Source organism: Marinococcus sp. LNSP9103-4 (genome assembly GCF_056034345.1).
Map to the genome: position 1 here is coordinate 71,248 of NZ_JBQLIA010000003.1, position 18,511 is coordinate 89,758.

The window sequence follows — 18,511 nt, forward strand, 5'->3', positions numbered from 1 at the left end:
GATGCGTGGATGGATAATGCTTTTATAAATACAGCTGGCAACTTCAGCGTTGCTGTACTCTCCCTGGTAATTTTTCTGTGGATATTTGAAATTATTACTCCTTACCGTAACTGGGAAGAAATCAAGAAAGGAAATATCGCTGTCGCCCTGGCGACGGGCGGGAAACTGTTTGGGGTTTCCAACATTCTTCATTATTCCATCATGCATAACGACGGTATCCTGTTTATGCTTCTATGGGGTTTTTATGGTTTTGTATTATTAATTTTAAGCTATTTAATATTTGAATTTCTTACTCCCATGTTTAAGGTGGATGAGGAAATCAGCAAAGATAACCGTGCAGTGGGAATCATTTCCTTTATTATTTCGGTAGGGGTTTCTTTTGTAATAGGTGCCGGAATTATCATTTAAATAGAAGAAAATGTAACGAAAAATCCACAAATAGTTAATTAATTAGGACTATGTATGTGCATTTTGGTTGACATCCCTTTATGGATTATGTACATTTATAACTAACTAAAATACTGTGCCAGTATTACCCAAACGCAATGAAGCGCCTTACTCTGTTACGGGAGTGAGGCGTTTTTAAAGGCATTATATCGGTTGGGTGAAGCAGGAACCGGCATGATGGATGGTTTTGTTTGAAAGGGTGGCAGATATATATGGGGAAAAATCCAAACAGGAAACATGCACAGATTATTGAGGCGGGAATCAAAGTAATCGCTGAACATGGTTATCATCAGGCTAAGGTGTCGGATATTGCTAAAGAGGCAAAGGTGGCAGACGGCACGATTTATTTGTATTTTAATAATAAAGAGCACATATTAATTTCCATTTTCGAGGAAAAAATGCAGGAATTCATGCAGAAGCTTGAAATAATCATGCAAAAGGATATTTCTGTTAAAGAGCAGCTGTTTGAAATGGCCCAGCTGCAGCTTGAATTCATGGAAGGCCGGCCGGAGCTTGCTACGCTTGCCCATTTTGAACTTTTGCAGACAAAGGGTGAGATTCATGACAACATGCAGCGCATACTATCCCCGTTTTTTCAGGCGGTTATTGATATTATAAAGAGGGGAAAAGAGGAACAGGTTTTTTCTCGCTCGCTTTCCATTGAAATCGGAAGAATCTGTTTTGTCGGCATACTCAATGAAGCGATTACGACATGGGTAATGGAAAAAGGAAGCTATTCACTGGCAGCCCAGGGGCCGGCCCTTGCGGAAATAGTTTATCAGGCACTGAAGACGGAAATATAATCAGATGGAGCCTTTAAAAATTTTAAGCTAAACGTTAGCCAGTAAAGCACGGGAATGCTATAATAACGAAGAATAAATGCAAGGATAGAGATATAAAGGAGGAACCATTCATGGCTATTGTCAATGTATCGGACCAAAACTTTGCAGGTGAAACGTCTGATGGTGTAGTACTTGCGGACTTTTGGGCACCCTGGTGCGGACCTTGTAAAATGATCGCTCCGGTGCTCGAAGAAATCGACACCGAAATGGGCGAGCAGATTAAAATTGCTAAATTAGACGTTGATGAAAACCAGGAAACAGCCGGAAAATACGGCGTAATGAGTATTCCAACACTAATGATTTTTAAAGACGGCGAAGTCGTCGAGCAGGTTGTCGGCTTCCAGCCTAAGGAACAACTGGTGGAGCTTTTGAACAAACATTTGTAAAACACGAAACTGCTGGTCTCTGGGCCGGCAGTTTTTGTTTCTTCTGATTTAAAAAAGGAAAGGAACACCATAGATATTACACGCCAAGAGGGGTTGGGCACATGACTCAATTAAAAGAAAAGCTGGCTATTCTGCCGGATCAGCCCGGCTGCTATTTAATGAAAAATAAACACGGCACCGTTATATACGTAGGTAAGGCAAAGGTATTGAAAAACCGGGTGAGATCCTATTTCACAGGGTCGCACGACGGAAAGACCCAGCGGCTCGTAATGGAAATTACCGATTTTGAATATATTATGACCTCTTCCAACCTGGAAGCATTAATCCTTGAAATGAATTTAATTAAAAAATACGAACCAAAATACAACGTGCTTCTTAAAGACGATAAATCCTACCCGTATATTAAAATCACCAACGAAGAGCATCCCCGGCTGATCATTACGAGAAAAATTAAAAAGGATGGCGGAAAATACTTTGGTCCGTACCCAAACGCCGGGGCGGCAAATGAAACGAAGAAGCTGCTTGATCAATTATATCCACTGCGTAAATGCCGGACGATGCCCGACCGGGTCTGTTTGTATTATCATATCGGCCAGTGTCTGGCCCCGTGTGAGTTTACGGTGACGAGGGACCAGTACGACGATATGATTCAGCAGATTGCACGGTTTTTAAACAACGGCCACCATGAAATCCGGGCGGAACTTCAAACGAAAATGGAAACTGCTTCTGAACAGCTGGAGTTTGAACGTGCCAAAGAGCTGAGGGATCAAATACAGCATATTGATTCTGTGATGGAAAAACAGAAAATGTCTGTAAAGGATCAGGTGAACCGCGATGTGTTTGCCTACAGCTATGACAAAGGCTGGATGTGCGTGCAGGTATTTTTTGTGAGACAGGGAAAATTGATAGAAAGGGACGTTTCCCTTTTTCCAATGTATCAGGAGCCGGAGGAGGATTTTCTTACATTCTTAGGCCAGTTCTACATGCAGGAGCAGCATATGAAGCCGTCGGAAATATTTATTCCGGGCTCGGTGGATGCCTCTATGGCTGAACAGTTCGTAAACGTCCGGGTCCAGCAGCCAAAGCGCGGCCAAAAAAGGGAGCTGCTTGATCTGGCAGAAAAAAATGCCCGGCAGGCGCTCAGCGACCGCTTTGCATTAATTGAACGGGATGAAGAACGGACAATTAAAGCGGTGGAACAGCTCGGTGAAGCAATGGGCATTGATACTCCTTACCGTATGGAGGCTTTTGACAACTCGAATATCCAGGGTACAGATCCGGTAGCGGCAATGGTTACTTTTGTGGACGGCAAGCCCTGGAAAAAAGGATACAGAAAGTATAAGGTCCGGGATGTAAAGGGGCCGGATGACTATGCGTCCATGCGCGAGGTTGTGCGCAGAAGATACATCCGCCTCTTAAAAGACGGAGCAGCACTGCCGGATCTGATTCTTATTGATGGCGGGAAAGGCCAGTTGAGTGCAGCCGTCAGCGTTATCGAGGATGAGCTTGGTTTAAATATTCCGGTAGCGGGACTTGCCAAAGACGATAAGCACCGCACCTCGGAGCTTATAATGGGAGAAGAGGCTGTCAGAGTGCCCCTTGAGCGGCACAGCTCCGCCTTTTATCTGCTGCAGCGTGTGCAGGATGAAGTGCACCGTTTTGCAATTACCTTTCACCGTCAGACGCGCGGAAAAACGATGTTTTCCTCTCTTCTGGACGATATCAACGGGATCGGACAAAAGCGCAAGCAGATGCTTCTAAAGCATTTTGGTTCCGTGAAAAAAATGAAGGAGGCATCCTTTGAGGATTTTAAACACCTTTCGCTCCCGGATGACGTTATTACGGAGCTGATGAAAAAGCTGGAGGAGGACTCCACACTTTCGAAGTAAAAAACGTTCGCTGAGGCGCCTCAGCGAACGTTTTGCTATGCGGTCTGGTTTAGGTTACTCCCATTTTATATGCATAGTCGTGGATTTTTTCTTTTCTTCTATGTAAGTTTCCGCGTATGTATCCTTCATTTTTGACCACTGTTCTGCCAAAAATCCGCCTTCTAAAGCTTTCGTGAACGAATCTTCCTTTTCGTAAACAGACAGTTCAGCAATCACGTCTTTTTTTCTTTCTTTTTTCCATACAATCTCTCCCCAGCCGGCATTACGGAAAAAATCAGCGACCTCTCCGGGGGTGCTGCATGGATAGCGGCGGGCGAGCTGTTTGCCGGCCCAGTATAATATCGCATGCTCGTCGGAGCCTAAAATATCAGGAAGAACATTTTTCCGCAGTAATTCGTATCCGGAGGGAGCCGGTTTATTTGTTTCTTCTTCCATTTCCATCACCACTTTCTTCACCTAATATTATACATGCTGGAGTTGGAAATCTCTATAGATTCCCAAAATCATACATGATATACTAATGCACGATTATGACGGAGGGACCGATATGAAAAATATTTTTGCAGAAAAAATGACACCATTTCGCATGATCATCGGTGCCTACGTTTTTTCAATGCTATTGTTCAGCTTACTGCTCTGGCTTCCGATCTCGCATCAGCCGGGGCATGAATTAACATATATAGAAGCTTTGTTTACCTCAGTATCCGCCGTGAGCGTAACAGGTCTGACAGTCATCCAGGTATCTGACACCCTGAGCGCTGTTGGGATTACGTTTTTGGCACTGGCGATGCAGGTAGGCGGCATTGGAATTATGTCTCTGGGCACGTTTGTGTGGATGGTTTTTGGAAGAAAAATTAATTTATCCCAGCGGTTACTGATTATGGTTGACCAAAATCAGTATAAGTTTTCAGGCATGGTCAAGCTGATGAGAAATATATTGCTTCTTGCTTTAGGAATTGAAGCAATGGGTATGCTGATACTCGGTACATACTTTCTTCGTTATTTTGACTCGACATGGGAAGCTTATTACCAGGGCGGATTTGCCGCACTGAGTGCTTTTACCAATGCCGGCTTTGATGTAACGGGACAGTCGCTGATCCCATTTGCTGAGGACTACTATGTCCTGTTTGTCGTCCTGACCCTGATTTTTGCCGGGGCAATTGGCTTTCCGGTTCTGATGGAGGTCAGAGAATATTTGACAAACAGGGAGCGGTTTAATTTCAGTCTGTTTACGAAAGTGACGACTACCACGTATTTTCTCGTGTTTGTGCTCGGGGCCGTCAGCATATGGGCACTTGAATTTGGCTTTTATTATGACGGTATGGCCTGGCATCAGCAGTTTTTCTTTTCGATGTTTAACTCAGCGACGACCAGGAGTGCCGGCTTATCGGTAATGGATGTTTCGGCGTTTTCTCTGCCTACTCTTTTGCTGATGTCCGGCCTGATGGTTATTGGGGCGAGTCCGTCGAGTGTCGGAGGAGGCATCCGGACGACGACGCTTGCTGTAATGTTTTTAACGATTCGGAGCTTTGCGCTTGGACGTTCGGATGTCAAAGTGTTTAACCGCCAGATTGACCCGGAGGATAAGCAGCGGACCTTTATTGTTATATCCTTTTTCATTGTAGGCTTATTGGCTGCGATTACTCTAATCAGTGCATTTGAACGTGGCAATGCGGAAGTGGAATTAATTGATATTATTTTTGAAACAAGCTCGGCCTTCGGAACCTGCGGGCTTTCGACTGGGCTGACGGATGATTTTTCCACACCAAGCCATGTCCTGCTCATGTGCCTGATGTTCATCGGACGGGTGGGAATACTGGTGTTTTTATTCTCAGTGAAAAAGAAAGAAACGAAATCACATTATAGATATCCAACAGAACGCATAATTATTGGTTAGCCGGAGAGGGAATTCTCCGGCTCTCTTAATTGCCGGGAAAGTGAATCGCATAAAGTATGAATAATATGCATTTAAGATGCTGTATACGTTTTCTTGACGGGTAATTTTAGGGGGAGTACAATTAACGTAACGTTTCGCACAATTCCTTGAATAATTCTTTTCCATTTTGTGACTAATTGGTTGTATCGTGCATGCATATGCATTTTGCAAAACGGAAAAGAGGCAGGAGACACGGCCGGTACACAAGTACATATAAAACAGGAAGCTTTAATTCTGTTTATTGTGCGGGCGGTGGAAAGTTCAGCAGGGGGGTAATGGAGCCGGAAAAGAAAGCAATGCAGAAAAACAGGATGGAGAGAATTTTTATGCTAATGGAGGAGGATGAATATGGCTTTAAATAAGGAATTTGCCGCCCGGAGGCTGCACTCGCTTCTTGGTATTATTCCAATTGGACTATTTTTGATGCAGCACTTCGTAGTAAACCATTTCGCGACCAGGAGTGCTGAAGCGTTCAACGGAGCGGCTCACTTTATGGAAAATTTACCGTTTCGTATCTTTTTAGAGATGTTTCTCATTTATATTCCCATACTATTTCACGGAATTTATGGACTTTATATCGTATTTCAGGGCAAGGCGAATGCGAAGCGTTTTGGCTACTTTCGTAACTGGATGTACATTTTCCAGCGTATCACCGGGGTATTCCTGTTAGTGTTTATTACCTGGCACGTCTGGGACACATGGGTGCAGGCACAGTTTTTCGGTGCTGATGTAAACTACCAGATGATGGCTGATATCGTAGCGAACCCATGGATGCTTGCATTTTACATTGTAGGTATACTGGCTGCTACATTCCACTTTTCAAACGGCTTATGGTCCTTTTTGGTTACATGGGGCATTACGGTTACACCAAAAGCCCAGCTGGCTGCAACATACTTCACCCTGGCCGTTTTCGTAGCAATGTCTGTGATTGGCCTTCGTGCTATTTTCGCATTCGTATAAGATCGGTTTTTAAATAAACTAAAGGAGTGAAACATCCGCATGAGTAATGGAAAAGTTATTGTCGTAGGCGGCGGACTGGCAGGACTGATGGCAACAATCAAGGCCGCTGAAGCAGGTTCTCAAGTGGACTTGTTTTCAATTGTACCGGTAAAACGTTCTCACTCTGTCTGTGCTCAGGGCGGCATGAACGGTGCCGTCAATACAAAAGGGGAAGGGGACTCCCCGTGGGAGCACTTTGACGATACTGTATACGGGGGCGACTTTCTTGCAAACCAGCCTCCAGTGAAAGCTATGACCGAAGCAGCTCCGGGGATCATTCACCTGATGGACCGTATGGGCGTTATGTTCAACCGGACCCCTGAAGGACTGCTCGACTTCCGCCGTTTCGGCGGCACCCAGTTCCACCGTACAGCTTACGCCGGAGCAACGACCGGCCAGCAGCTGTTGTATGCGCTCGATGAGCAGGTTCGCCGTTATGAAGTGGAAGGCCTGGTCAACAAATATGAGGGATGGGAATTTCTTTCAGCTATTCTGGATGAGGAGCAGACCTGTAAAGGGATTGCTGCCCAGAACCTGCGTTCGATGGAAATTGAAACGTTCCGGGCTGACGCGATCATTATGGCTACTGGCGGACCCGGCATCATTTTCGGTAAATCCACGAACTCCATGATCAATACTGGCTTTGCCGCCTCATCGCTTTATCTTCAGGGCGTCAATTATGCCAACGGTGAATTTATCCAGATTCACCCTACTGCCATCCCTGGCGATGACAAACTCCGTCTGATGAGTGAATCTGCGCGGGGAGAAGGCGGACGCATCTGGACATACAAAGACGGTAAGCCATGGTACTTCCTGGAGGAAAAATATCCGGCTTACGGTAACCTGGTTCCGCGTGACATTGCAACACGTGAAATCTTTGATGTCTGTGTTAACCAAAAACTTGGTATTAACGGAGAAAACATGGTTTATCTGGACCTTTCCCATAAAGATCCGCATGAGCTCGACGTGAAGCTTGGCGGGATCATGGAAATCTATGAAAAATTCATGGGCGATGATCCGCGGAAAGTGCCAATGAAAATCTTCCCTGCCGTACACTATTCGATGGGCGGCATGTGGGTTGACTATAACCAAATGACAAACATTCCGGGTATTTTCGCTGCTGGGGAATGTGACTACACCCAGCACGGCGGTAACCGCCTCGGAGCAAACTCCCTGCTTTCATCTATATACGGCGGGATGGTTGCCGGGCCGAACGCGGTGGAGTATGCCAACAGCCTGGAAAAATCAGCGGAAGATCTTTCTTCTTCGCTTTTTGAAACAAAGAAACAGGAAGAGCAGCAGGAGTTCGACAAAATTATGAACATGGACGGCACTGAGAATGCCTACGCACTTCATAATGAACTCGGTGAATGGATGACAAACAACATGACTGTGGTCCGGGCAAATGATAAGCTGCTCGAAACAGACGATAAACTCCAGGAGCTTCTCGAACGCTGGGAAAACATTAACATGCATGACAGCTCCAAATGGAATAACCATGCCGCAATGTTCACCCGTCAGCTTAAAGGAATGATCCACCTGGCCCGCGTGATGACTCTGGGAGCTTATCACCGTAATGAAAGCCGCGGTGCTCACTATAAGCCTGAGTTTCCGGAGCGTAATGATGAAGACTTCCTGAAAACAACGAAGGCTCATTACAATCCGCAGACCAATCATCCGGAATTTGAGTACGAAGAGGTTGACACTTCGCTGATCAAGCCGAGAAAACGGGATTATTCCCAAGGAAAAGCATCTTCTGAGAAGGGAGCAAGTAATTAATGAGTGATGCACAAGCGCAAGAAACGCGTAACGCAGAAGAAACCGATACTAAAAAAGTAAAGTTTATTATTACCCGGCAGGATGACCCGGACAGTCCTTCCTATGATCAGGAATTTGAAGTTCCTTACAGAGAAAATATGAACGTTATTTCCGCACTGATGGAAATCCGCAGAAACCCTGTCGACAGCCAGGGTAACCAGGCCAATCCTGTTATCTGGGATATGAACTGTCTCGAGGAAGTATGCGGCGCATGCTCGATGATTGTAAACGGTACAGCCCGCCAGTCCTGTACGGCCCTGATTGATCAGCTTGAACAGCCGATCCGTCTGGAGCCGATGAAGACATTCCCGGTAATGAGAGACCTTCAGGTGGACAGAAGCCGGATGTTTGATTCCCTGAAAAAGGTTAAAGCATGGATTCCAATTGACGGTACGTATGATCTTGGTCCCGGACCGAGAATGGCCGAAAATAAACGCCAGTGGTCGTATGAGCTCTCCAAATGTATGACGTGCGGAGTATGCCTCGAGGCCTGCCCGAACGTAAACGATGACTCTTCATTTATCGGTCCTGCGGCTATTTCCCAGGTTCGCTTGTTCAACTCCCATCCGACCGGGGAAATGAACAAATCCGAGCGTCTGGAAGCCTTGATGGGTGAGGGCGGTATCAGCGGCTGCAGTAACGCCCAGAACTGTGTGGAAGTTTGTCCGAAGGGCATTCCTTTAACGACCTCCATTGCAGCAATGAACCGCGAAACAAATATTCAGTCGTTTAAAAACTTTTTTGGCGGCGGGAACTAATTGATCAAAAGGCAGCCTCCGGGCTGTCTTTTGATTTATGGTTTATGAAAATGATCTTCCTGGCGAGTCGGAAAAACCTGGTGTCTTTTTGAAGAAGGCGGCCACTGCGTCTGTTCTTGTTTCCCTTAAATCAGAGTGGTACAATGTAGAAGTATTTACATACTGAAACCGCTGATAATAGTAGTGCACCGTACGCTCTGGATTTATGGAGTAGTTCGCAGTTGCGACTTTATTAAGGGTGAAGTACAATATAAAAAGCCTGCTTTCGAGAAAAACGTACATGGTGCGCATTTCTTAGTGAAAGCGATCTATATTGAAAAGGGGTATGAATCATGCAGGAAAAAACATTTACTATTACAAACGAAACAGGAATCCACGCGCGCCCAGCGACACAGCTCGTAAACAAAGCCGGTCAGTTTTCTTCAGATATTTCTTTAGAATATAACGGCAAATCGGTAAACCTTAAATCCATCATGGGTGTTATGTCTCTTGGCGTTGGAAAAGGCTCCGAGGTCACGGTTAAAATCGAAGGCAACGACGAAGAAGACGCTATGGAAGCAGTGGATCAAGTGATTAAAGAAGGGCTTGGAGAATAATGAGTGCCAGCCTGACCGGAATTGCTGCCTCGAAAGGAATAGCGATTGCAAAAGCTTTCCTTTTGGAACAACCGGAATTGGATGTAAGTAAACAACCGGTGGATAACGCCCAGGACGAAATTGCAAGATTTAAAGAAGCAGTCCAGGAGTCCAAGCAGGAACTTCAGGTTATTAAAGAAAAAACACTTCAGGACATGGGAGAAGATCAGGCTGAGATTTTCTCTGCACACCTGCTCGTGCTGGAAGACCCTGAGATTATGGACGGTGTCTCCAGTAAAATTACGGAGGAAAGTGCCAATGCAGAATACGCTCTCAGTGAAGTAGCGAACATGTATGTAGATATGTTTGAGAACATGGATAATGAATACATGAAAGAGCGTGCTGCAGATATCCGGGATGTGTCAAAGCGTGTACTTATGCATTTGTTTGGTCTCGAAAATACCAGCCTGGCAACAATTGATCAGGAAGTAGTCGTTATTGCTGATGATCTGACCCCGTCTGATACTGCTCAACTGAATGAATATGTGCAGGGTTTTGCTACAGACATCGGCGGGCGTACTTCCCACTCTGCGATTATGGCCAGATCGATGGAAATTCCGGCTGTAGTTGGAACGAAAGAAGCAACGGGCACGATTAATCAGGGCGATCTTTTGATTGTTGACGGCCTTGAAGGCCGGGTAATCATCAATCCGGGCGACGATGAAGTGCAGGAGTATAAAGAAAAGCTGGAGCAGTTTAACCGCCAGAAAGAAGAGTGGGCAAAACTGGTCAACGAACCGACAAAAACAGACGACGGCCATACGGTGGAATTAGCAGCCAATATCGGCACCCCGAATGATCTCGACGGTGTCCTGGCTAACGGTGCTGAAGGTATCGGTTTGTACCGGACAGAGTTCTTGTATATGGGCAGAAATGAACTTCCTTCCGAGGAAGAGCAGTTCGAAGCTTACAAAGAAGTGCTTGAGCGTATGGAAGGGAAGCCAGTCGTTATACGTACACTTGATATCGGTGGTGACAAAGAGCTCCCTTATCTGGACCTGCCAAAAGAAATGAATCCGTTTCTCGGCTTTCGTGCGATCCGTCTCTGTCTTGAAGAGAAGGATATGTTCCGGACGCAGCTGCGTGCTCTGCTGCGGGCCAGTTCTTATGGGAAATTAAAAATAATGTTCCCGATGGTGGCAACAGTAGAAGAAGTGCGTGAAGCAAAATCGATGCTTGCAGAAGCCAAAAAAGAGCTGCAGGATGAAAACATCGAGGTCTCCGGAGATATTGAAGTAGGTATTATGGTAGAAATTCCTTCCACGGCGGCAGCAGCAGAAATTTTTGCCAAAGAAGTGGATTTCTTCAGTATTGGGACAAACGACTTGATCCAATACACACTTGCTGCAGACCGTATGAGCGAAAAAGTAGCTCATTTGTATCAGCCTTATCACCCGGCAATCCTTCGCTTAGTTAAAAATGTGATCGATGCCGCTCATAAAGAAGGCAAATGGGCAGGTATGTGCGGCGAAATGGCCGGCGAGCCTGTAGCGGTTCCTCTTCTTTTAGGACTCGGATTGGATGAATTCAGTATGAGTGCGACCTCAGTACTTCCAGCAAGAACCCAGCTCCGTTCATTGAAAAAAACGGACGCAGAGGGTCTCGTAGAGGAAGCAATGAAATGTTCCACAGCAGATGAAATTGCTGAACTTGTTGAGAGCAGAGGATTTGTCATTCAATAAGCTGGAATGAGAAAAATACAAAAAGCCTGGAACCGTTGGTAGGTTCCGGGCTTTTTTGTGGGTGATGAAACGTGTATTTTCTTGTATACTGAAAAAGTTGATGTTTTTCAGTTGAATAAGCTGTTGAACGGAAATTATAAAATTGTCAGCAGCTCAGGATTCACACAGGAAAGGTTAGAAAGCCTGTTTGGTATCCAAGCCGGATAACAAGGTCTGAAAATGGAGAGAAGCGAATATGAAACAACCTATTGGCGTTATTGATTCAGGTCTTGGAGGCCTGACTGTTGCCCGCGAAATTTTAAGGCAGCTGCCGAAAGAAGAAATGATATACATAGGGGACACTGCCAGGTGTCCATACGGACCTCGTCCGATTGAAGAAGTACGGGAGTTCACCTGGCAGATGATTGCACGGCTGCAGTCTGAAAATATTAAAATGCTTGTGATTGCGTGCAACACTGCAACGGCCGTGGTGCTTGAGGAAGTAAAACAAATATTGGATATTCCGGTCATAGGTGTGATAACACCGGGGGCTATATCCGCGTTGAAGGTGACAAAAACAGATCAGGTAGCAGTGATTGGCACTAGCGGAACCATTCACAGCGGTGCTTACGAACGGGCGTTGAAATCTATTAATGAAGAGGTCGAAATCACCTCGCTTGCCTGCGTGCCCTTCGTACCGCTCGTAGAACAGGGGCAGTACGAGGGCAGAGCCGTTCTTGATATTGTGAAGCAGACACTGCTGCCTTTAAAACAAGCTTCATATGATACGCTGATTTTAGGCTGTACTCATTATCCGCTGCTCGAAGACGTAATTCAGGAAGCGGTTGGACCGGACATCCAGTTAATTTCATCCGGTGATGAAACAGCCAGGGAAGTAAGCACACTGCTTAATTATCATGAAACGTTAAATACGGGAGAAACCCCTCCGTTTCACAGGTTTTACACGACCGGGCCCGAAAAAGAATTTCGGAGTATAGCAAACCAATGGATGGACCAGGATATAGAGCAGGTCGTGTCTATTCAACTCGATAATGACGACCGTTTTGCCGGAAGTGAAAAGAAAGGAAGATTGTATGAATCGATTGGACGGAAGGGAATGGAATGAACTTCGTTCTATTCAAATTGAAACAGATTATTTAAAGCATCCGGAGGGTTCAGTACTTATATCCTTTGGACAGACAAAGGTAATTTGTACAGCGAGTATTGAAGAACGGGTTCCGCCTTTTATGCGCGGAGAGAAGAGGGGTTGGATCGCAGCCGAATATTCGATGCTGCCAAGAGCAACAGAAACCCGTAATATCCGCGAAGCGGCCCGGGGCAAGCTTACCGGAAGAACGATGGAAATCCAGCGCTTAATCGGGCGGGCTCTCCGTGCGGTCGTGGACCTGAAGCTTCTCGGGGAACGCACCGTCTGGATTGACTGCGACGTGATTCAGGCAGACGGGGGAACGCGTACGGCTTCGGTGACAGGAGCTTTTATTGCTCTCGCTATGGCTGTGCAGTCCTACCATGAGCTGGGGAAATTTAAAGGCTTCCCTATTACAGATTATTTAGCAGCTGTTTCTGTAGGGCTTAACGCGGAACAGGAAACGATCCTCGACCTTGCCTATGCAGAAGATTCACAGGCAAATGTAGATATGAACGTAGTAATGACGGGAAAAGGCGAGTACGTGGAAGTACAGGGCACGGGCGAAGAAGCCTCGTACACAAGAAGACAGCTTAACAGTATGCTCGACTCTGCAGAGGCGGGAATGTATGAAATCATCCAGCTTCAAAAGCAGGTTATCGGGCCTGCGGCAGCTTCTATCCAGGAGAGCTTTTCAGACGATGACAGCGGAAGGGAGTTATAAATGAACACGGTAGTAATAGCTACGAAAAATCCGGGAAAAGTCAAAGAGTTTGAACACATGTTTGGCAGCGGGTATAAAGTGGAATCGTTACTGGAGAAAAATATTGATGACATTCCAGAAACCGGAGCCACCTTTGAAGAGAATGCGATTATTAAGGCCGAGGCTGTAAGAGATCATCTCAACTGCACGGTAGTTGCAGATGATTCCGGGCTGGAGATTGACGCCTTAGATGGACGTCCGGGTGTTTACTCCGCTCGTTATGCAGGAGAAGAAAAAGATGATGAAGCGAATATAGAAAAAGTGCTGCATGAAATGAAGCAGGTGCCCCGTGGCGGGCGGAGTGCCCGTTTTGTATGTGTGCTGGCTGTGGCATTTCCAGACGGCAGCGTGCATACATTTACGGGAACATGTGAAGGGGAGATAGCAGAAGCGAAAGCTGGAGATAACGGCTTTGGTTATGATCCTGTGTTTTACCTGCCGGACTACGGGAAAACGATGGCAGAGCTGACTGCAGAAGAAAAGCACCGTATCAGCCACAGGGGCAATGCACTTGAAAAGCTACGGGTCCAGGGAAAAAATCTTCTGCAGGACGACTGAAAATAATTTTTACGAATCATAGAGAGCTGGAGGCAGAACGAATGGACATTTTAGTGGTAAGCGACAATCATGGAAGTGAAGAAGTATTAAAGCAGGTACTTGACCGTCATCAGGGTGAGGTAAGTGCTGTATTGCATTGCGGAGATTCGGAAGCATCGCCTGAAAATAAACTGTTAAACGATGTGCATATCGTCCAGGGCAATGTAGACAGTCCGGGAAACTTCCCTGATGAATTAACAGTGGACGTAGGCCATATTAAAACGTACCTTACCCACGGTCATTTGTACCAGGTGAAAACGTCTTATGCTTCGCTCTTTTCCAAGGCTGAGCAGATCAATGCCGATCTGGTTTGTTCCGGGCATACTCATATAGCTGGGGCGTTTGAGGAGGATGGAACGATTTTTGTGAATCCAGGAAGCCTGCTTCTCCCACAGGAGCGTCCTGAACAGACATATGCTATCGTAAATGTCTCTAACCAGGGCCAGTCGATCAACGTTCATTTCTATGAAAGAGAGTCAGGCAGCGAGCTTCTTGAACTTTCGCAAAGCTTTCCGTTTCCAGAGGGAGAATAAAATCCCTCCGGAAACCTTTATTGACTTTTAAGGAAAAATATTTTAACATAATGAATGTCGCAAAAAACAGATGTCCCAGTAGCTCAGCTGGATAGAGCAACAGCCTTCTAAGCTGTAGGCCGCAGGTTCGAGTCCTGCCTGGGACACCATTTCCTAATTTAATTAATGATATGTTCAGAGACAGAAGGGGATCTCCTTTTCTGTCTCTTTTTATTTATTTCCGGCAGCGGGAAAAGAAGCCGGAGAAAACGCTTCAGGGTACTTTTTCTCGGGCTTTAGAAAAGAAAAGTGTCAGATTATATTTCGAGATCATGGACAATAGAGCATATATCTGATGCAGAAGTACAAATTATCTAAAAAGTTTATACAAAATGGTTGACCATAAACTGTATTCGGCGTAATATATACGTCAAACGTTAAAAATGTATTCAGAGAAAGAACATTTGCCTTTTGAGGGTGTACACGTTACCCTGTGCATTAAGAAGGCAGACGATAGATTGAAGGGACGCAGAGGTGATATCAGTGGCGGAACAATGGATATTTTTGGATGGAGAGTTCGTCAAAAAGGAAGATGCCAAAATCTCCGTATATGATCATGGTTTTTTATACGGCGACGGTGTTTTTGAAGGCATTCGCGTATATAACGGAAATATTTACAAACTGGATGAACACCTCTTGCGTTTATACCACTCTGCGAAATCGATTATGCTTGATATCCCTCAATCAAAAGAAGATATGACGGAAATTATCAGGCAGACGCTGCAGAAAAATAAACTTGAAGATGCTTATATCCGGCTTGTTGTTTCAAGAGGTGTAGGAAATCTTGGCCTGGATCCGGCATCGTGTGCGAACCCTTCTATTATAGTTATAGCAGAGGAGCTTGCAATCTATCCAAAAGAATTTTACGAGCACGGTCTTGAGATTGTGACAGTCGCTACCCGGCGGAACCGGCCGGATGTGCTGAGTCCGAAAGTGAAATCATTAAATTATTTAAATAATATACTGGTGAAGATGGAAGCAAGCCTTGCAGGGGTCAGTGAAGCTTTAATGCTTAACGACCAGGGCTATGTGGCGGAAGGCTCCGCAGACAATATCTTTATTATTAGAAACGGCGTGCTGATGACACCCCCAGGGTACATCGGGGCTTTAGAGGGTATCACCCGGCAGGCGATTCTGGAAATGGCCGAGGATATGGGATATGATGTGCGCGAAGAAGCGTTTACAAGGCACGATGTCTACACCGCAGAAGAAGTTTTTCTGACCGGGACAGCTGCAGAAGTCATCGCCGTTGTAAAGGTAGATGGAAGAGTAATCGGCGATGGCCAGCCGGGAGAAGAGACGAACCGGCTCTTGCGCGCGTTCAGACAAAAGGTAGTAGAAGACGGAGTAAAAGTTTATTCAGACAATTCCCGCATAGAGATTGGCTAATTGCCTGATTAGATGTACAATATAATTAAATAGTATTGATAAATCGACGACAGGGACCAGTAAATAATAGATTTTCCTTCACAGAGAGCTGCCGTGGCTGAAAGAGCAGCAGGAAATCGTATTGAACTCCCCCTTGAGAGCTTTCCTGAACCTGAGTAAGGAAGGCCGGATGCCGACACGGCCTCCGTTATGGCAAACCGAACCGGAAAAACGGTTCTTAAGGCAATAAGTGCGAGCTTATTGTAAAAAAGGGTGGTACCGTGAAAAGCAGACGTCTTTTCGCCCCTTTAGAGCAGCAGCAGCTGTCTATTGGAGGTGAAAGGGCGTTTTTTATTATCCGGAGAGGTCCTTTTTAAGGGTGGCGGCATTGAAGCAGGCATGGAGAAAAAAGTGATTTGAGTATAAAAGGAGGAGCGAGTATGAACACAAGAGTGAGAGAAGTAAAAGGGCGCGAATTGAAAGATGAAAACCAGGAAATGAGTGGCTCAAGCATGCTGATCCAGGCGTTGGCCCGGGAAAATGTAGATACCATTTTTGGCTATCCCGGCGGAGCCATTCTTCCGACGTACGATGAAATCTACCGTACCGGTATCCGGCATATCCTCTCCCGTCATGAGCAGGGCGCCATTCATGCAGCAGAAGGGTACGCAAGAGTTTCAGGGAAGCCCGGTGTTTGTGTAGTAACATCAGGACCCGGAGCTACAAATGTGGTAACCGGCATTGCCGACGCCATGATTGATTCTCTCCCTCTTGTGGTTGTGACCGGCCAGGTGGCAACATCAGTGATTGGTACGGACGCCTTCCAGGAAGCGGACATCCTGGGCATTACGATGCCGATCACAAAGCATAATTTCCAGGCTCGAACGGTGGAAGACCTTCCGAGAATTATCCGGGAAGCATTCCATATTGCTACTACCGGCCGTCCGGGACCAGTCGTAATCGATCTGCCTAAAGACGTATCCATTGCCTCCGGGATGTTTCATTACGACGACGAGCCGAATCTCCCCGGGTACCAGCCAACGTATACGCCGAACAAGCTTCAAATCCGTAAGCTTGCTGAGGCAGTATCGAAAGCCAAACGCCCGGTTATACTTTCAGGAGCAGGCATTCTACATGCCGGAGCTTCCCCGGAACTGCTTGAATTTGTTGAACAGCAGCAGATCCCAGTCGCTTCTACACTTCTTGGACTTGGCGGTTTTCCAGGCACTCATGAGCTGGCACTCGGCATGGCGGGGATGCACGGAACGTACGCAGCCAATATGGCTCTCCATGAAGCCGACCTGCTTATCAATGTAGGTGCCCGCTTCGATGACCGTGTCACCGGCAATCTCGAGCACTTTGCCCCGCAGGCAACAGTCGCCCATATTGACGTTGATCCGGCAGAAATCGGTAAAATCATCGAGACGCATATTCCGGTAGTAGGAGACGCCAAAGAAGCATTGCGCCTGTTAAATGAAGTGAACCCGAAGCCGGGCGAAAGCGTGCGCTGGAGAATGAAAGTGGACGAATGGCAGCAGGAGTTCCCGCTCTGGTACAAGGAAGGCTCTGAATATATTAAGCCGCAAAAGCTTACAGAGCTTGTTTACGAAAAAACAAACGGTGAAGCAATCATCACCACGGACGTCGGCCAGCATCAGATGTGGGCAGCCCAGTATTACAAATTCGATCATCCGAACGCCTGGGTAACAAGCGGCGGTCTTGGAACGATGGGCTTCGGTTTTCCAGCCGCTATCGGTGCCCAGTTTGCCGAGCCGGACCGTCAGGTGGTAGCTATTCTGGGAGACGCCGGCTTCCAAATGACGATGCAGGAGCTTTCCATCCTGCAGGAGCTGAACCTTCCGGTGAAAGTACTTCTGGTCAACAACGCTTCCCTCGGTATGGTCCGCCAGTGGCAGCAGCTCTTCTATGAAGAACGGTATTCCAACTCCCTGTTTCCGATCCAGCCGGATTTCGTGAAGATGGCGGAAGCGTATGATATTAAAGGGTATAAAATTACCGACGAAAATGAAGTAGCGGGAGTGCTTGAAGAAGCATTCAATTACAACGGCCCGGTGCTTATCGACTGCAGAGTGCACGAAGAAGAAAACGTGTATCCGATGATCGCTCCCGGGCAGGGGCACCATCAAATGGAAGGAGTGAAACCATGAGGCGGACCATTACAGCGACAGTAAACAATACAACAGGAGTGATGAACCGCATTACGGGTCTGTTTGCCCGCCGTCATTTTAATATTGAAAGCATTACGGTTGGAATGACGGAAAACCCGGAAGTGTCCAGGATGACATTTGTAGTAAATGTGAGCGACCAGCGGGGGCTAGACCAGGTCATCAAGCAGCTGAATAAGCAGGTGGATGTATTAAAAGTCCGTGATATTACCGATGAAGCGATTGTAGCCAGAGAACTTGCGATGATTAAAGTCATGACAGTTTCCGGCCAGCGTGGAGAAATATCGGATTTAATTGCCCCGTTCCGGGCCACAGTTATCGATGTGGGAAGAGAAAGCGTCACGATTCAAGTGACCGGGGATACCCCGAAAGTGGAAGCGCTCATCGACCTGTTAAGGCCTTACGGCATTAAAGAAATGGCCCGGACGGGTGTGACAGCCTTTCAACGGGCTACTAAAAAAAGCAGTGATCAAACCAGGTATTCCATTATTAATTAATGAGTATTCA

General features: G+C 46.4%; 18 protein-coding genes, 1 tRNA gene and 1 other annotated feature. Of the genes, 18 read left to right on the forward strand and 1 reads right to left on the reverse strand.

Translation table 11 applies throughout. From position 1 onward, the window contains the following. Positions 1-9: 9 nt before the first annotated feature. The 4 genes from ACTRXG_RS03065 (at position 10) to uvrC (ending at position 3,564) form a co-directional block, all read left to right on the forward strand. Complete coding sequence (locus ACTRXG_RS03065; protein WP_322526574.1) at positions 10-408, forward strand: DUF350 domain-containing protein; 399 nt, start codon at positions 10-12, stop codon at positions 406-408. A 251-nt stretch (positions 409-659) separates the two neighbouring features. Then, positions 660-1,250 carry a TetR/AcrR family transcriptional regulator gene (locus ACTRXG_RS03070; RefSeq protein ID WP_474261925.1) on the forward strand — a complete coding sequence of 197 codons (591 nt, stop codon included), beginning with the start codon at positions 660-662 and terminating at the stop codon, positions 1,248-1,250. 110 nt (positions 1,251-1,360) lie between these two features. Beyond that, positions 1,361-1,675, forward strand: coding sequence for a thioredoxin (trxA, locus tag ACTRXG_RS03075; protein WP_022793132.1), 315 nt, complete (start codon positions 1,361-1,363; stop codon positions 1,673-1,675). A 101-nt stretch (positions 1,676-1,776) separates the two neighbouring features. Continuing rightward, complete coding sequence (uvrC, locus tag ACTRXG_RS03080) at positions 1,777-3,564, forward strand: excinuclease ABC subunit UvrC (protein ID WP_474284012.1); 1,788 nt, start codon at positions 1,777-1,779, stop codon at positions 3,562-3,564. A gap of 54 nt (positions 3,565-3,618) precedes the next feature. Here uvrC and ACTRXG_RS03085 read toward each other — a convergent pair whose 3' ends face one another. Beyond that, entirely contained in the window at positions 3,619-4,005 is a 387-nt protein-coding gene (locus ACTRXG_RS03085; RefSeq protein ID WP_474284069.1) for a DUF2507 domain-containing protein, read from the reverse strand. A gap of 106 nt (positions 4,006-4,111) precedes the next feature. On the opposite strand from ACTRXG_RS03085, the gene ACTRXG_RS03090 reads away from it, so the two are divergent. The 14 genes from ACTRXG_RS03090 (at position 4,112) to ilvN (ending at position 18,501) form a co-directional block, all read left to right on the forward strand. Continuing rightward, positions 4,112-5,461 (forward strand): TrkH family potassium uptake protein, encoded by a 1,350-nt coding sequence (locus ACTRXG_RS03090; protein WP_474261927.1) that lies wholly within the window; start codon positions 4,112-4,114, stop codon positions 5,459-5,461. 387 nt (positions 5,462-5,848) lie between these two features. Next, positions 5,849-6,460, forward strand: coding sequence for a succinate dehydrogenase cytochrome b558 subunit (locus ACTRXG_RS03095; protein WP_474261928.1), 612 nt, complete (start codon positions 5,849-5,851; stop codon positions 6,458-6,460). A gap of 39 nt (positions 6,461-6,499) precedes the next feature. Beyond that, positions 6,500-8,278 carry a succinate dehydrogenase flavoprotein subunit gene (gene sdhA / locus ACTRXG_RS03100; protein WP_474284013.1) on the forward strand — a complete coding sequence of 593 codons (1,779 nt, stop codon included), beginning with the start codon at positions 6,500-6,502 and terminating at the stop codon, positions 8,276-8,278. Next, positions 8,278-9,075, forward strand: coding sequence for a succinate dehydrogenase iron-sulfur subunit (sdhB, locus tag ACTRXG_RS03105; protein ID WP_322526515.1), 798 nt, complete (start codon positions 8,278-8,280; stop codon positions 9,073-9,075). The genes sdhA and sdhB overlap by 1 nt, the downstream gene beginning before the upstream one ends. A gap of 332 nt (positions 9,076-9,407) precedes the next feature. Next, a complete protein-coding gene (locus ACTRXG_RS03110; protein WP_298783538.1) occupies positions 9,408-9,671 on the forward strand; it encodes a phosphocarrier protein HPr in 264 nt (87 codons plus the stop codon). Continuing rightward, positions 9,671-11,392, forward strand: coding sequence for a phosphoenolpyruvate--protein phosphotransferase (ptsP, locus tag ACTRXG_RS03115; protein ID WP_474261930.1), 1,722 nt, complete (start codon positions 9,671-9,673; stop codon positions 11,390-11,392). Before ACTRXG_RS03110 ends, ptsP begins: the two co-directional genes overlap by 1 nt. Before the next feature lie 235 nt (positions 11,393-11,627). Next, positions 11,628-12,497, forward strand: a complete 870-nt coding sequence (gene racE, locus ACTRXG_RS03120) for a glutamate racemase (protein ID WP_474261931.1) — start codon at positions 11,628-11,630, stop codon at positions 12,495-12,497. After that, positions 12,466-13,242: a ribonuclease PH gene (gene rph / locus ACTRXG_RS03125; RefSeq protein ID WP_474261932.1), complete on the forward strand. Its 777-nt coding sequence runs from the start codon at positions 12,466-12,468 to the stop codon at positions 13,240-13,242. The genes racE and rph overlap by 32 nt, the downstream gene beginning before the upstream one ends. Next, positions 13,243-13,839 carry an XTP/dITP diphosphatase gene (locus ACTRXG_RS03130; protein ID WP_474284014.1) on the forward strand — a complete coding sequence of 199 codons (597 nt, stop codon included), beginning with the start codon at positions 13,243-13,245 and terminating at the stop codon, positions 13,837-13,839. A 41-nt stretch (positions 13,840-13,880) separates the two neighbouring features. After that, a complete protein-coding gene (locus ACTRXG_RS03135; protein WP_474279957.1) occupies positions 13,881-14,411 on the forward strand; it encodes a metallophosphoesterase family protein in 531 nt (176 codons plus the stop codon). A gap of 72 nt (positions 14,412-14,483) precedes the next feature. Further along, positions 14,484-14,560 (forward strand) — tRNA-Arg (locus ACTRXG_RS03140). Between the two features lie 373 nt (positions 14,561-14,933). Beyond that, positions 14,934-15,839, forward strand: a complete 906-nt coding sequence (gene ilvE, locus ACTRXG_RS03145; RefSeq protein WP_474262072.1) for a branched-chain-amino-acid transaminase — start codon at positions 14,934-14,936, stop codon at positions 15,837-15,839. A gap of 37 nt (positions 15,840-15,876) precedes the next feature. Continuing rightward, positions 15,877-16,129, forward strand: a binding site (T-box leader). Between the two features lie 129 nt (positions 16,130-16,258). Next, the gene (ilvB, locus tag ACTRXG_RS03150) at positions 16,259-17,986 is read left to right on the forward strand and encodes an acetolactate synthase large subunit (protein ID WP_474261935.1); all 1,728 of its coding nucleotides are present in this window, start codon (positions 16,259-16,261) and stop codon (positions 17,984-17,986) included. Further along, complete coding sequence (gene ilvN / locus ACTRXG_RS03155; protein WP_322526507.1) at positions 17,983-18,501, forward strand: acetolactate synthase small subunit; 519 nt, start codon at positions 17,983-17,985, stop codon at positions 18,499-18,501. Before ilvB ends, ilvN begins: the two co-directional genes overlap by 4 nt. The last annotated feature ends 10 nt before the right edge of the window (positions 18,502-18,511 follow it).